The sequence below is a fragment of the Microbacterium yannicii genome, assembly GCF_024055635.1.
In the GTDB taxonomy this organism is placed as follows: Bacteria; Actinomycetota; Actinomycetes; order Actinomycetales; family Microbacteriaceae; genus Microbacterium; species Microbacterium yannicii.
In genome coordinates this window covers 210360-223788 of record NZ_JAMXMB010000006.1, presented here as the reverse complement: position 1 = coordinate 223788, position 13429 = coordinate 210360, and the positions used below count along the sequence as shown (strand labels likewise).

General features: G+C 70.9%; 16 protein-coding genes. 11 read left to right on the top strand and 5 right to left on the bottom strand.

From position 1 onward, the window contains the following. The first annotated feature begins 68 nt into the window (after positions 1 to 68). Entirely contained in the window at positions 69 to 800 is a 732-nt protein-coding gene (locus NCG93_RS02610; RefSeq protein WP_241742205.1) for an exonuclease domain-containing protein, read from the top strand. Positions 801 to 928: 128 nt separating this feature from the next. Here NCG93_RS02610 and NCG93_RS02605 read toward each other — a convergent pair whose 3' ends face one another. The 3 genes from NCG93_RS02605 to glgA form a co-directional block, all read right to left on the bottom strand. Then, on the bottom strand, positions 929 to 1186 hold the full coding sequence (locus NCG93_RS02605) for a type B 50S ribosomal protein L31 (protein ID WP_194415598.1): 258 nt from the start codon (positions 1184 to 1186) through the stop codon (positions 929 to 931). Between the two features lie 121 nt (positions 1187 to 1307). Next, entirely contained in the window at positions 1308 to 2108 is an 801-nt protein-coding gene (locus tag NCG93_RS02600) for an ABC transporter ATP-binding protein (RefSeq protein WP_194415600.1), read from the bottom strand. 9 nt (positions 2109 to 2117) lie between these two features. Beyond that, the gene (glgA, locus tag NCG93_RS02595) at positions 2118 to 3311 is read right to left on the bottom strand and encodes a glycogen synthase (RefSeq protein ID WP_194415602.1); all 1194 of its coding nucleotides are present in this window, start codon (positions 3309 to 3311) and stop codon (positions 2118 to 2120) included. A 48-nt stretch (positions 3312 to 3359) separates the two neighbouring features. On the opposite strand from glgA, the gene NCG93_RS02590 reads away from it, so the two are divergent. Genes NCG93_RS02590 through NCG93_RS02580 form a run of 3 tightly spaced genes read left to right on the top strand, consistent with a single transcriptional unit; the run spans position 3360 to position 6057 of the window. Beyond that, positions 3360 to 4604 carry a glucose-1-phosphate adenylyltransferase gene (locus NCG93_RS02590; protein WP_194415604.1) on the top strand — a complete coding sequence of 415 codons (1245 nt, stop codon included), beginning with the start codon at positions 3360 to 3362 and terminating at the stop codon, positions 4602 to 4604. A gap of 43 nt (positions 4605 to 4647) precedes the next feature. After that, positions 4648 to 5289: a phosphoserine phosphatase SerB gene (serB, locus tag NCG93_RS02585; RefSeq protein ID WP_194415606.1), complete on the top strand. Its 642-nt coding sequence runs from the start codon at positions 4648 to 4650 to the stop codon at positions 5287 to 5289. A gap of 60 nt (positions 5290 to 5349) precedes the next feature. Next, on the top strand, positions 5350 to 6057 hold the full coding sequence (locus NCG93_RS02580) for an alpha/beta fold hydrolase (RefSeq protein ID WP_194415608.1): 708 nt from the start codon (positions 5350 to 5352) through the stop codon (positions 6055 to 6057). A gap of 69 nt (positions 6058 to 6126) precedes the next feature. Here the strand turns inward: NCG93_RS02580 and fabG are convergent, their stop codons facing one another. After that, on the bottom strand, positions 6127 to 6837 hold the full coding sequence (gene fabG / locus NCG93_RS02575; RefSeq protein ID WP_194415610.1) for a 3-oxoacyl-ACP reductase FabG: 711 nt from the start codon (positions 6835 to 6837) through the stop codon (positions 6127 to 6129). A gap of 126 nt (positions 6838 to 6963) precedes the next feature. Here fabG and NCG93_RS02570 point away from each other — a divergent pair, with 126 nt between their 5' ends. The 4 genes from NCG93_RS02570 to NCG93_RS02555 all read left to right on the top strand — a co-directional run bounded on the left by NCG93_RS02570 (position 6964) and on the right by NCG93_RS02555 (position 9029). Beyond that, on the top strand, positions 6964 to 7449 hold the full coding sequence (locus NCG93_RS02570; protein ID WP_194415612.1) for a DUF4190 domain-containing protein: 486 nt from the start codon (positions 6964 to 6966) through the stop codon (positions 7447 to 7449). Between the two features lie 67 nt (positions 7450 to 7516). Next, on the top strand, positions 7517 to 7909 hold the full coding sequence (locus NCG93_RS02565) for a DUF3099 domain-containing protein (RefSeq protein ID WP_194415613.1): 393 nt from the start codon (positions 7517 to 7519) through the stop codon (positions 7907 to 7909). Beyond that, positions 7906 to 8136, top strand: coding sequence for a hypothetical protein (locus NCG93_RS02560; RefSeq protein WP_194415616.1), 231 nt, complete (start codon positions 7906 to 7908; stop codon positions 8134 to 8136). Before NCG93_RS02565 ends, NCG93_RS02560 begins: the two co-directional genes overlap by 4 nt. After that, positions 8133 to 9029, top strand: a complete 897-nt coding sequence (locus NCG93_RS02555) for an SURF1 family cytochrome oxidase biogenesis protein (RefSeq protein ID WP_241742207.1) — start codon at positions 8133 to 8135, stop codon at positions 9027 to 9029. Before NCG93_RS02560 ends, NCG93_RS02555 begins: the two co-directional genes overlap by 4 nt. A gap of 6 nt (positions 9030 to 9035) precedes the next feature. On the opposite strand, the gene NCG93_RS02550 is transcribed toward NCG93_RS02555, so the two are convergent. Continuing rightward, on the bottom strand, positions 9036 to 10634 hold the full coding sequence (locus tag NCG93_RS02550) for an ABC-F family ATP-binding cassette domain-containing protein (RefSeq protein ID WP_194415618.1): 1599 nt from the start codon (positions 10632 to 10634) through the stop codon (positions 9036 to 9038). 164 nt (positions 10635 to 10798) lie between these two features. Here NCG93_RS02550 and NCG93_RS02545 point away from each other — a divergent pair, with 164 nt between their 5' ends. From NCG93_RS02545 to NCG93_RS02535, 3 genes are read left to right on the top strand one after another with little or no spacing between them, the layout of a single operon-like run. Further along, entirely contained in the window at positions 10799 to 11407 is a 609-nt protein-coding gene (locus tag NCG93_RS02545) for a DedA family protein (protein ID WP_194415620.1), read from the top strand. A 32-nt stretch (positions 11408 to 11439) separates the two neighbouring features. Then, positions 11440 to 12717 (top strand): ATP-binding protein, encoded by a 1278-nt coding sequence (locus tag NCG93_RS02540; protein WP_194415622.1) that lies wholly within the window; start codon positions 11440 to 11442, stop codon positions 12715 to 12717. After that, on the top strand, positions 12714 to 13385 hold the full coding sequence (locus NCG93_RS02535) for a response regulator (protein ID WP_194415623.1): 672 nt from the start codon (positions 12714 to 12716) through the stop codon (positions 13383 to 13385). The genes NCG93_RS02540 and NCG93_RS02535 overlap by 4 nt, the downstream gene beginning before the upstream one ends. Positions 13386 to 13429 lie beyond the last annotated feature (44 nt).

Genomic DNA, 13429 nt, shown 5'->3' with positions numbered 1-13429 from the left:
ACCCGGGCCTCGCCTGTGCGCGGAGCGCCTGTGCTCCGATGTCGGAGGCGACGCATACCGTGATCGGCATGAGCCGCGCGCGTCCCGAACAGCTGTCGCTCTGGGACGTGCCGGACTGGGTGCGCATGATCGGGGTGTTCGACCTCGAGACGACGGGCGTCGACGTCACCGCCGACCGCATCGTGACGGCCCACGTCGGACTGCTGGATGCCGCGGGCCGCGTCGTCCGCGCACGTGACTGGCTCGCCGATCCCGGCGTCGACATCCCCGAGGGCGCCAGCGCCATCCACGGCATCTCGACGGCGCAGGCCCGCGCTCAGGGCCGGCCGGCCGCCCACGTCGTCGCCGAGGTCGTCGAGGCGGTACGAGCGCTGCTGGACGCCGGCATCCCTGTCGTCGCCTATAACGCGCCGTTCGACTTCTCATTGCTGAAGTACGAGTCGCTCCGGCACGGTGTCGTGCCGATCGAGAACCCGTCGCCCGTGATCGATCCGCTGGTCGTCGACAAGGCGTACGACCGCTGGCGCAAGGGCAAGCGCACGCTCGAGATCGTCGCGGCGCACTACGCGGTGCGACTGGACGCGGCGCACGAGGCGTCGGCGGACGCCGTCGCTGCCGGACGCGTGGCGCAGGCGCTCGCCGAACGCTTCGCTCCCTGGCTCCCCGACACCGTGCACGAGCTTCACACCCGTCAGATCGGCTGGGCGCGGGCGCAGGCCGAAAGCCTCACCGAGTACTTCGTGCGCATCGGCCGGCTCGACCCCGAGGAGCGGCTCGACGGCCGCTGGCCGATTCGCTGAGCCGCCACCGCTCGTCGCACGACCGGGCATATGGCGCGGAAACGCAGAAGACCCCGCCGAGGCGGGGTCTTCGATCCGAGGCGGACCGGTGACCGGTCGTTGAGCGCCGTCGAAACGTGCGGGCGGGCTTACTTGGAAGCGCCGCCGAAGTTCTTGAAGCGCTGGTTGAACTTCTCGACACGACCGGCCGAGTCCATGATGCGCTGCTTGCCCGTGTAGAACGGGTGCGAGGCGGACGAGATCTCCACGTCGATGACGGGGTACTCGACGCCGTCGAGCTCGATCGTCTTGTCGCTGGTGACCGTGGAGCGGGTGAGGAAGGTCTCGCCCGAGCCGAGGTCACGGAACACGACGGCCTGGTAGTCCGGGTGGAGGTCAGTCTTCATGATGGTCCTTTGAGGGTGGTGCCCTGGATTTTGCCAGGGCGGTCAAAGTCTGGGGTGCGAGCGCACCAAAGAAAGATTCTATCAGGCTCGCGAGCGCTTGCCGAACCGTCCCTCGACGGGCTCAGGAGACGGCGACCGGCTGCGCGGCGCGCGCTGCGAAGCGGCCGTCGTCCTCGGTGAGGCGGATGGGGACGCCGAACGTGTCGGTGAGGGCGTCCGCCGTGAGCGTCTCGCGGATCGGGCCGGCCGCCACCGCCTGGCCGTCGCGCAGCAGCAGCACGTGCGTGAAGCCGACCGGGATCTCCTCCACGTGATGCGTGACCATGATCATCGCCGGCGTCGTGGGCGCCTGGGCGTAGCCGCTCAGCAGCATCAGCAGTTCTTCGCGGGCGCCCAGGTCGAGGCTCGCCGTCGGCTCATCGAGGAGCAGCAGCTCGGGATCGGTCATGACGGCGCGCGCGATCTGCACCCGCTTCTGCTCGCCGTCGCTGAGCGTGCCGAAGGTGCGGTCTGCCAGGTGGTCGAGCTTCCACTCGGCGAGCACTCGCAGGGCCCGGCGCTCGTCGATGTCTTCGTAGTCCTCGCGCCAGCGACCCAGCACCGAGTACGCGGCGGTCAGCACGACGTTGAGGACCGTCTCCTCGGGCGGCACACGACGTGCCATCGCCGAGGACGCGAATCCGATCCGCGGCCGCAGCTCGAAGACATCGGTGCGACCCAGTCGTTCGCCGAGGATCGTCACGGTGCCCGCCGTGGGGTGCAGCAGCGTATCGGCCATCTGGAGCACCGTGGTCTTGCCGGCGCCGTTGGGCCCGAGCACGACCCAGCGCTCGTCGTCGTTGATGATCCAGGTCAGGTGGTCGACGATGTTCCGGGCGTTTCGGCGGACGACGACGTCGGAGAACTCGAGCACCTGTGGCATGCGACCAGCCTAACGGCCGCCGGCAGCCACCTCCGCGTACAGCTCGGCCGTCTGATCGGCGATGCGCTGCCAGCTGAAGTCCTCGGTCGCGCGGCGCCGCCCGGCGGCGCCGTACTGCCGCGCCAGCTCCGGATCGCCGACCACCTCGGTCAGCACCCGGGCGAGGTCGGCCACGTAGCGCTCGGGGTCGATCGGCGTCCCCGTGCCGTCCTGCACCTGCTCGATGGGCACCAGCCGTCCGGTGACGCCGTCGACCACGACCTCGGGGATGCCGCCGGTCGCCGTTCCGACGACCGCCGCGCCACACGCCATCGCCTCGAGGTTCACGATGCCGAGCGGCTCGTACACCGACGGGCAGACGAAGGTCGTCGCCGCGCTGAGGATCGTGCACAGCTCGTGGCGTGACAGCATCCTGTCGAGCCAGACGACGCCGTCCCGCGTGTCCTGGAGGCGACGTACGAGCTCCTCGACCTCGGCCATGATCTGCGGCGTGTCGGGGGCTCCGGCGGCGAGGATCACCTGGACGTCGGCGGGCAGGCGCTCGGCGGCGCGCAGGAAGTACGGCAGGCCCTTCTGCCGCGTGATGCGCCCGACGAAGACCACGGAGGGCCTCGCGGGATCGATGCCGAGCTCGCTGAGCAGCGCCGGATCCTCCACCGGATGCCACGCGTCGACGTCGATGCCGTTGTAGATGACGCGGACCCGGTCGGGGTCCAGCGCCGGGTAGCTGCGCAGGATGTCCTCGCGCATGCCGTTGCTCACCGCGACGATCGCCGCGGCACCCTCATAGGCCGACTTCTCGATCCAGCTCGAGACGGCGTATCCCCCGCCGAGCTGCTCCGCCTTCCACGGCCGCAGCGGCTCGAGACTGTGGGCCGTCACGATGTGAGGGATGCCGTGCAGCAGGGACGCGAGGTGCCCCGCGAGGTTCGCGTACCAGGTGTGACTGTGCACGACGTCGGCGCCCGCGACATCCGTCACGATCTCGAGATCGGTGCCGAGCGTCTGCACCGCGGCGTTCGCGCCGGACAACTCGGCCGGGACGCCGTACGACGTCGTGCCCTCCTCGTCGCGCTCACCGCCGAAGGCCCGCACGCGCACGTCGATGCTCGACCGCAGCGCCTTGACGAGTTCCGTCACGTGCACACCGGCTCCGCCGTAGATCTCCGGAGGGTACTCCTTGGTGACGATGTCGACTCGCATGCCTCGAACGCTAGTACACCGCCCGGAACGCGTCATAGTGTGGGGGCCATGCCAGCTGCACCCAAGGTCTTCGGAATCATCCTCGCCGGCGGCGAAGGGAAGCGGCTGATGCCGTTGACCGCGGATCGCGCCAAGCCCGCCGTCCCGTTCGGGGGCCAATACCGGCTCATCGATTTCGCGATATCGAACCTGATCAATTCGGGCCTGCGGCAGATCGTCGTGCTCACGCAGTACAAATCCCACAGCCTCGACCGTCACATCTCGCAGACCTGGCGGATGTCGGCGCTCCTGGACTCCTACGTCACCTCGGTGCCCGCGCAGCAGCGTCTCGGCAAGCGCTGGTTCTCGGGCTCGGCTGACGCGATCCTGCAGAGCCTCAACCTCATCAACGACGAGCAGCCCGACATCGTCATCGTGATCGGCGCCGACCACGTCTACCGCATGGACTTCCGGCAGATGCTCGCCGCGCACATCGATTCCGGCGCGCGGGCCACGGTCGCCGGCATCCGTCAGCCGATCTCGCTCGCGAACCAGTTCGGCGTCATCGACTCGGACCCCGACGACCCGATGCGCATCCGCGACTTCCTGGAGAAGCCGCAGAACCCCGTGGGGCTGGGCGACGCCCCCGACCAGGTGCTCGCCTCGATGGGCAACTACATCTTCGACACCGACGCGCTGATCGAGGCCGTCGAGTCCGACGGCGAGCTGCCGACCTCGAACCACGACATGGGCGGCGACATCATCCCCTACTTCGTCGGCAGAGGCGAGGCCGGCGTCTACGACATGAACCGAAACGACGTGCCGGGCTCCACACCCCGCGACCGCTACTACTGGCGCGACGTCGGCACGATCGACTCGTTCTTCGACGCCCACCGCGACCTGATCTCGACGCTGCCCATCTTCAACCTGTACAACACGGACTGGCCCATCCATTCGCAGGCGGTCAACTCGCCGCCGGCGAAGTTCGTGCGCGACTCGGTGGGGCGCATCGGCAACGCGATCGACTCGATCGTGTCGCTGGGCTCCGTGCTGTCGGGCACGCACCTCGAACGCAGCGTGGTGGGTCCCTGGACGCTCGCGGGCGGCGGCTCGACGATCACCGACTCGGTGCTCTTCGATCATGTCCACGTCGGCGCAGGCGCCCGCGTCCATCGCGCGATCCTCGACAAGAACGTGGTCCTCGACGAGGGCGCCACCGTGGGCGTCGACCGTGAGAAGGATCTCGCCCGCGGCTTCACGATCACCGACAGCGGCATCACCGTGGTCGGGAAGGGATTCCGCGTCGAGCGGTGACGCACGGTCGGGAGCGGGGACCGCGTCCCGCTAGCGTGGAGGGATGCCCGCCGCTCCCGCACGCTTCCTCGTGGTGCTCGACGCCGACTCGACCCTCATCCGCAACGAGGTCATCGAGCTGATCGCCGACGAGGCCGGGCGCGGCGCCGAAGTGGCGGCGGCGACCGAGGCCGCCATGCGCGGCGAGGTCGACTTCGCGACCAGCCTGCGCTCGCGCGTCGAAGCGCTCGAGGGGGTGCCGGTCACCGCGTTCGCACGCGTGCTGGCGCGTATCGAGCCGACCCCGGGGGTGCGCGAGCTCATCGGGGCCGTGCACGACCGCGGCGGCGCCGTGGGCGTGGTGTCGGGCGGCTTCCACGAGATCCTCGACACCGTCGCCCCCGACCTCGGGGTGGACGTCTGGCGCGCGAATCGGCTCGCCACGCGCGATGGCGCGCTGAGCGGCGTCGTGGACGGCGGGATCGTGGATGCCGCGGGCAAGGCGGCTGCGCTGCGCGAATGGTCCGCCGAGCGCAGCGTCCCGCTCACCCGCACAATCGCGATCGGCGACGGCGCGAACGACCTCGAGATGATGGCGGTCGCCGGACTCGGCGTAGCTTTCAATGCCAAGCCCGCCGTCAGGGCGCGCGCCGACGTGGTCGTCGGCCCGGTCGACCTCGCCGAGGTCATCGCCCTTCTGCCCTAGGAGGCGACCTAGGCCCCGGGAGGGGATGCCGATGTCGGTTCCCCTCGGTAGCGTCGGGCCATGCACATCATCCTCGTTCCCGGACTCTGGCTCGACGCGTCTTCGTGGGGTGAGGTCTCCCCCGCTCTCGAGGCCGCCGGGCACCGCACGCACGCGTTGACCATGCCGGGTGTCGGCGCGTCCGGCGCCGAGTCGGCCGGCATCGGCATCGCCGACTGGATCGCCGCGACCGTCGACGAACTCGATCGCCTCGACGGTGCAGTGGCGATCGTCGGCCACTCGGGCGGCGGCAACGTCGCGTACGGCGCGGTGGACGCCCGGCCCGATCGCGTCGCGCACGTGGTGTTCCTCGACACCTTCCCGCCGGGTGAGGGCGGCTCCATCTCCGAGTTCCCCGTCGTGGACGACGTGATCCCGTTCCCCGGCTGGGACTTCTTCGACGACTCCGACGTCGCCGACCTCGACGGGCAGACCCGGGAGGAGGTCGCGGCTCGTGCGAAGTCCGTGCCCGAGCAGGTGCCGACCGATCCGATCCGGCTCACCGACGAACGCCGCCGGGCCGTGCCCGCCACCATCATCACGAGCACGGTGCCGGAGGCCCAGATCCGGGAGATCATCGAGAAGGCTCCGTCGTGGGCGGCCGAACTCGCCGCGATGCAGCGTCTGGACGTGATCGAGCTCGGGGCGCCGGGCGACGCCACGGGCCACTGGCCGCAGTTCTCCCGTCCCGGCGCGGTCGCCGAGGCGATCCTCCGCGCGATCGGGTGACCGCGCGATGGGCTCAGGAGGCGCCTGGCCGGGTCGCTGAGCCTGCCGAAGCGCGGAGCGGCGCCGGGGTCAGTGCCCCATGCCGAGGCCGCCGTCGACGGGGATGACGGCGCCCGAGATGTAGGCCGCGTCATCCGAGGAGATCCACGTGACGACGCCCGCCACCTCATCGGCCGACGCGAAACGCCCGGCCGGGATGCTCTTCTTGTACTCGGACTGCGTGTCGTCCGAGAGCTCGGCCGTCATGTCGGTCTCGATGAAACCCGGTGCGACGACGTTCGCGGTGATGCCGCGGGCGCCCAGTTCACGGGTGAGCGAGCGGGCGAAGCCGACGAGAGCGCTCTTGGACGCGGCGTAGTTGATCTGGCCCGCCGAGCCGTAGAGTCCGACGACGCTGGAGATGAGCACGACGCGGCCCCACCGCGCACGGAGCATGCCCTTCGACGCGCGCTTGACGACGCGGAAGGCGCCGCCGAGGTTGGTGGCCACGACACTGTCGAAGTCGTCCTCCGTCATGCGCAGCAGCAGGGTGTCCTTCGTGATGCCGGCATTCGCCACCACGATCTCGACGGGACCGAGCGCCTGCTCCACCTCGGTGAACGCCGCATCGACGGAAGCGGCATCCGTCACATCCGCCCGCACCGTGAGGGTGCCCTCGGGGCCCTCACCGGAACGCGCGGTCACCGCGACGCGGTACCCCTCGGCGACGAAGCGCTCCGCGATGGCGCGGCCGATGCCGCGGTTTCCGCCGGTGACGAGGACGACGCGATCGGTGGACATGGTGCACTCCCGGGGTTGTGGCGGATCCGCACCAGCCTATCGGCGCCCGCGCGCCGGCCGCGGCTCGTTTGACACCCCCGGTGCACCGCTGGGACGCTGGGTCCAGACCCTGACGAAAGGCCCGCCGTGAGCGACCAGAACCCGCAGAACCCCGCACCGGAGCAGGGCGGCGCCTATCCGCCCGTTCCGCCCGCTCCGGCGCCCGCGCCGGGCGCATACCCGCCCGCGCAGGGCGCCTATCCCCCGCCGCCGTACGGGGCCGCCGCCCCGACCGCCGCGCCGTCGTACGGCACGGCACCCGCGTACGGCGCGGCACCCGGCTACGGATATGGCGCGCAGCCCAAGACGAACACCCTCGCGATCGTCTCGCTCATCGCCTCCATCGCGAGCTTCATCATCGTCCCCTTCGTCGGGTCGGTCGTGGGCGTCATCACCGGGCACATGTCGCTCAACCAGCTGAAGACGAGCGGCGAGCAGGGCCGGGGCATGGCGCTCGCCGGCACCATCGTGGGCTGGGTCGGTCTCGGCCTCGCGATCCTCGGCATCATCGCCGCGATCCTGTTCTTCGCGTTCTTCGTCTCCGTCTACCAGCAGACCGGCGGAACGTACTGAATCGCCGAGCCCCGGGACCCGTTCCCGGGGCCACCGCGCCGCCTGAGCGGCGTACCCTGGAAGTACCGTGAAGAGCTCGAGCCACGCCCCGTCGGCCACCTCCCTGCCGCGCGCACCGCGCGACGACGTCGACGCGCGTTCGATCCGGTATCTCGTGACGATGGGCATCCGCGTCGCGTGCTTCGTGCTCATGGTGGTGATCACCCCCTACGGCTGGTACACGTGGGTGTTCGGCGCCGCCGCGATCTTCCTGCCGTACATCGCCGTCGTCTTCGCGAACGTCGGCGAGGAGGGGCGCCGCAATCGACGCGAGGATCCGGAGGCGGCGCTCCCCGCCGCGCCCTCCACGCCCGCCGCCCCCGTCGCGCCCGAGCCCCGCGTGATCCGCATCGAGGAGACCCGGCCCCCCAGCCCGGAGACCCGGCCGGGAACCGACGGCACCGGGGACGGGGCCGCATGAACGACGACGACCCCGGGCAGGTTGTCGACGCGACCTGCTCCCGGGCAGGATGCCGCGCTGCGGCCGGGTGGCGCATCGACTGGCGCAATCCGCGCATCCACGCGGAGCACCGACGCAAGACGTGGGTCGCCTGCGACGAGCACGTCGGCTACCTGCGCGAATTCCTCGCTGCCCGCGACTTCCCGGTCTGGGTTGCGCCGCTCGTTCCGACGGAGACCGCCCGATGAGCCGGCGATCCGTCAGCATGCAGCAGCTGCCGCGCGCCGGTCGCTGGGCGATCTACATCGCGCTCGCCGTGGTCTTCGCCATCGCCTGCGCATTCCTGTCGAACTGGCAGTTCACGCGAAATCAGGAGCGCTCCGGACAGCTCGCCCTCGTCGCGGAGAACTACGACGCACCGGCGGTGCCGCTCGGCGAGCTCATCCCGGCCGGCGGCGAGCTGGACCCGCAGGACGAGTGGCGTCCGGTGGAACTCACCGGAACCTACCTCGCCGATGATGAGCTCCTCGCCCGCAACCGACCGCACGGCGGCACGTCCGCCTTCGAGGTGCTGGTGCCGTTCCGCCTGGACGACGGACGCGTGCTGCTCGTCGACCGGGGCTGGGTGGCGCCTGGGAAGGATCAGCCGGCACCCGACGCCGTCCCGGCTCCGCCGTCCGGCGAGGTCACCGTCGTGGTGCGACTGCGGCCCGGCGAGGCGCTGCCGTCCTCGGGCCGCTCGGCACCCCAAGGGCAGGTTCCGACGATCAATCTCGGCCTGATCGCCGACACGATCCCCGCCGACGCCGGCGAGGCCCTGGAGCAGAGCGCCTACGGCGTGATGGTCACGGAGGACCCGGCGCCGTCAACGGCGCCCAGCGCCCTCGAGCCCCCGTCCGAGGACCCCGGGCCGCACCTGTCGTACGCGATCCAGTGGATCCTGTTCGCGGTGATGGGCTTCGTCTTCATCGGCTACGTCATCCGCACCGAGCGCCGGCACCGCCGCGAGGACGCGGAGGACGCCGAGACCGCCGCGGACGACTCCGCCGCTGCCGCTCCCCCGGGGCCGCCGGCGCCCCGCAGGCGTCGCGACCGCGACGCGGAGGACGAGGACGCGCTGCTGGATGCCGCCGGGCGCTGAGGACGGTTACGCGAGGGTGACGAGGTCGACGTAGTCGCGGCCCCAGATATCTTCGACACCGTCCGGCAGGATCAGCACCCGCTCGGGATTGAGTGCCTCGACGGCACCCTCATCGTGCGACACCAGCACGACGGCGCCTTCGTAGTGGGCCAGGGCGCCGAGGATCTCTTCGCGCGACGCGGGATCGAGGTTGTTGGTGGGCTCGTCGAGCAGAAGCATGTTCGCCGACGAGACCACCAGCGTCGCGAGCGACAGGCGCGTCTTCTCCCCACCCGACAGCACGCCGGCGGGTTTCAGCACGTCGTCGCCGGTGAACAGGAACGAGCCGAGCACCTTACGCGCGTCGGTCGCGGTGATGTCGGGCGCCGCCGACATCATGTTCTCAAGCACCGAGCGCGAGACGTCGAGGTTCTCGTGCTCCTGGGCGTAGTAGCCGATCTTGAGTCCGTGACCCGGCTCGAGCTGACCGGTGTCGGGCTGGTCCACACCGGCGAGAATCCGCAGCAGGGTCGTCTTGCCGGCGCCGTTGAGGCCGAGGATCACGACCTTCGAGCCGCGGTCGATCGCGAGATCGACGTCGGTGAAGATCTCGAGCGAGCCGTACGACTTCGACAGCCCGGAAGCCATGAGCGGCGTCTTGCCGCAGGGCGCCGGCTTCGGGAAGCGCAGCTTGGCCACACGCTCCTCCTGGCGCACCTCGTCGAGCCCGGCGAGCATCTTCTCGGCGCGTGCCACCATCTGGTGGGCCGCGGCGGCCTTGGACGCCTTCGCACCGAAGCGCGCCGCCTGCTGCTGGAGGACCGTCGCCTTCTTCTCGACGTTGGCGCGCTCCTTCTTGCGGCGCTCCTCGTCGGCCACCCGCTGGCGCAGGTAGTTCTTCCAGTTCATGTTGTAGACGTCGATGACCTGGCGGTTCGCGTCGAGGTAGAACACGCGGTTCACCGTCTCGCCGACGAGCTCCACATCGTGGCTGATGACGATGAGGCCGCCCTTGTACCCCTTGAGGAACTCGCGCAGCCACACGACGCTGTCGGCGTCGAGGTGGTTGGTCGGCTCGTCGAGGATCATCGTCTGGGCGTCCGAGAACAGGATGCGCGCCAGTTCGATGCGGCGGCGCTGACCGCCTGACAGCGTCTTCAGCGGCTGGTCGAGGATCCTGTCGGGCAGCGACAGGTTGTGGGCGATCGAGGCGGCCTCGGCCTCGGCCGTGTAGCCCCCGAGCGCTTCGAACCGCTCGGTCAGGTTGGCGTACTTGCGCATGGCGCGCGCGGCGACCGCCTCGTCCTCGCTCGCCATCGCGAGGGACGCCTCGTGCATTCCGATCGCGAGTGAGCCCAGCCCACGCGCGTCGAGGATCCGTGTGCGGGCCAGCATCTCGGGGTCACCCGAGCGCGGGTCCTGCGGCAGGTAGCCCAGTTCGCCCGAGCGATCGACCCTGCCGTCGGCGGGGATCAGGTCTCCTGCGAGCACCTTGGTCAGCGTCGTCTTGCCGGCGCCGTTGCGGCCGACCAGTCCGATCTTGTCGCCGTCCGACACGCGGAAGGAGACGTCCGACATGAGCACGCGAGCGCCCACGCGGATCTCGAGGTCGTGCACGGCGAGCACAGCGGATGTCCGTTCCGTCGATGGAGTGGGGTGATGACCGAATGGCCAGCCATCCAGTATACGGGGCGCCGTCACCGCCCGATCGACGGAATACCTCCACAGAGTGATCCCGTCGATACCTGGGAGGGATGCCTCACCCCACACCGCGCGCATAGCTTTCCGGAGTGGATCTCATCACCGACCTCGTCCTGCAGGCTGTCTCCTCGCCCTGGCTGTACCTCGCGATGTTCGTCGTCGCCGTCGTCGACGGATTCTTCCCACCCGTGCCGAGCGAGACCGTGCTGGTCGCGGCCGCGGCGGTGGCGGCATCCACAGGCGGCCCGGATCTGGTGCTCCTCGGCGTGGTGGCCGCCGCCGGAGCCGCCGTCGGCGACAACATCGCCTTCGCCATCGGCCGGCGGACGGGCACGACCCGGTTCGCCTGGATGCGGCGACCCCGGGTCGCCGGCGCCTTCGCGTGGGCGGGATCGGCACTGGACCATCGCGGGGCCGGCCTCATCCTCGGCGCGCGCTTCATCCCGGTCGGGCGGGTGGCGGTCAATCTGTCGGCGGGCGCGCTGGGCTACCCCTGGCGCCGGTTCGCTCTCCTCAGCGTGGCCGCCGGGCTGTGCTGGGCCGTTTACAGCATCGCGATCGGCCTCCTCGCCGGCGCGTGGCTGAAAGACCAGCCGCTCCTCAGCGCCGGGCTGGGCATCGTGGCGGCTCTCGCGATCGGTCTCGTGGTGGATCGCGTCATCGCGCTGCGCGCGCGTCGTGCCGCCGCGACCGCGTGACGGCCGCCGACTGACAGGATGAGAGGATGCGCGTGAACACCTCCGCCCCCGCGCGCGTGCCCGCGAAGCGCCGCCGGCCGAACCCGCGCACGTTCGCGTTCGGCGCGCTCGCGCTGGCGTCGGTCGTGCTCTTCTCCATCCTCGTGCCGGTGCACATCGCGCTGTACCTGCAGCCCGCCCCGCTCGCGTTCCTGTTCGGCGCGACGCTGTGTGCGGCGCCGGTGATGGCCGTCTGGTTGCCCAGATGGGCGATCGCCGTCTTCGTCATGTCGGCCGTCGCTCTGCCGCTCCCGGCCGCGGAGGCGGTCGCCGCGACGTGGCCGTGGCCGTGGTCCGTCCCCGCGATGCTCGTGCTGATCCTCCTCGTCGGCGTGCTCGCGATCGTGCACGGCTGGCGTCTCGCCCTCGTGGCCTGGCTGCTCGCCATCGTGGGTACCCTCATCGTGGTCATCGGGCTGGCCGGCGCGCTTCCCGTCGTGGCGGGCGTCGTGAACCTCGTGATCGTGACGTCGGTCTCGGGGGCGGCACTGCTGGTGGCGGTGCTGGTGGCGAGCCGCCTGCGTGTCGGCGCCGAGCTCAGCCGCGAACGCGAGCTGGCCGCGAGCGAGCAGTCCCGGCGTGTGCTCGTCGAGGAGCGCACCCGCATCGCCCGCGAGCTGCACGATGTGGTGGCCCACGGGATGTCGCTCATCCAGGTGCAGGCGTCGACCGCGCGCTATCGCGTGCCCGGTCTGTCCGACGAGGCCCGTCACGAATTCGACGAGATCGCGCAGACGGCGCGCGAAGGCCTGACCGAGATGCGACGACTGCTCGGCATCCTGCGCACCGAGGACCAGCAGGCCGATCTGACTCCGCAGCAAGGGCTGCACGACATCCCCGACCTGGTGCAGGCACTCCGCCGCGCGGGTGCCGAGATCGACGCGAGCCTCGCCCCGGCACCCGAGAGCGTGCCGAGCGCCGTCGACATCGCCGCGTTCCGCATCGTGCAGGAGGCGCTGAGCAACGCCGTGCGGCACGCCCCGCACACGCGGGTCGCCTTGTCGGTGGAGGTGGATGCCGCGGCCGTGCGCGTCCTCGTCCGCAACGGCCCGCCCGATCCCGCCCAGCCGCCGGCGGCGCCGGCGCCACCGGCGTCACCGGCGACCCGCGGGCACGGGCTGCTCGGCATGCGCGAGCGCGCCGCGCTCGTCGGCGGTGAGCTCATTGCCGCACGCGACGCCGACGGCGGCTGGACGGTGCGCGCCCTGCTGCCCCTCGCCGGCATCGCGACCGACGCAGACACCACCCCGACCACGGAAGGCCCACAGTGACGATCACGGTGCTCATCGCCGACGACCAGGCCATGGTGCGGGCGGGCTTCGCCGCCCTGCTCGACGCGCAGGAGGACGTCCGCGTGGTCGGGCAGGCCGCCGACGGCGCCGAGGCCGTCTCGCTGTCCGCTCGGCTGAACCCCGACGTCGTGCTGATGGACGTGCGGATGCCCGAGCTCGACGGCATCGCGGCGACGCGCCGCATCCTCGGCCCCGGCTATCCGGCGGCGCACGTGCCGCGCATCCTCATGCTCACGACGTTCGACATCGACGACTACGTCTATGACGCGCTCGAGGCGGGTGCGAGCGGGTTCCTCCTCAAGGACGCCCTTCCGGAGGACCTGGTCCACGCGGTGCGGGTCGTCGCCGCGGGCGATGCGCTGCTGGCGCCGAGCGTCACCCGGCGCATGATCGAGCACTTCGCCGCCCGAAGACCGCGGGCCGGTCGAGCGACCGCGACGCTCCGCGACCTCACCGATCGCGAGCGCGAGGTGCTCACGCTCATCGGCCGCGGCCGCTCGAACGCCGAGATCGCCGCCGAGCTGTTCATCTCGGAGCAGACCGTGAAGACCCATGTGGGCAAGGTGCTCGCCAAGCTGGGCGCGCGCGACCGCGTGCAGGCGGTCATCTTCGCCTACGACGCGGGCCTCGTCGAAGCCGCGTCCTGATCACCCCACGGGGTGAGACGACAACAGCACCACGGGGCGATGCC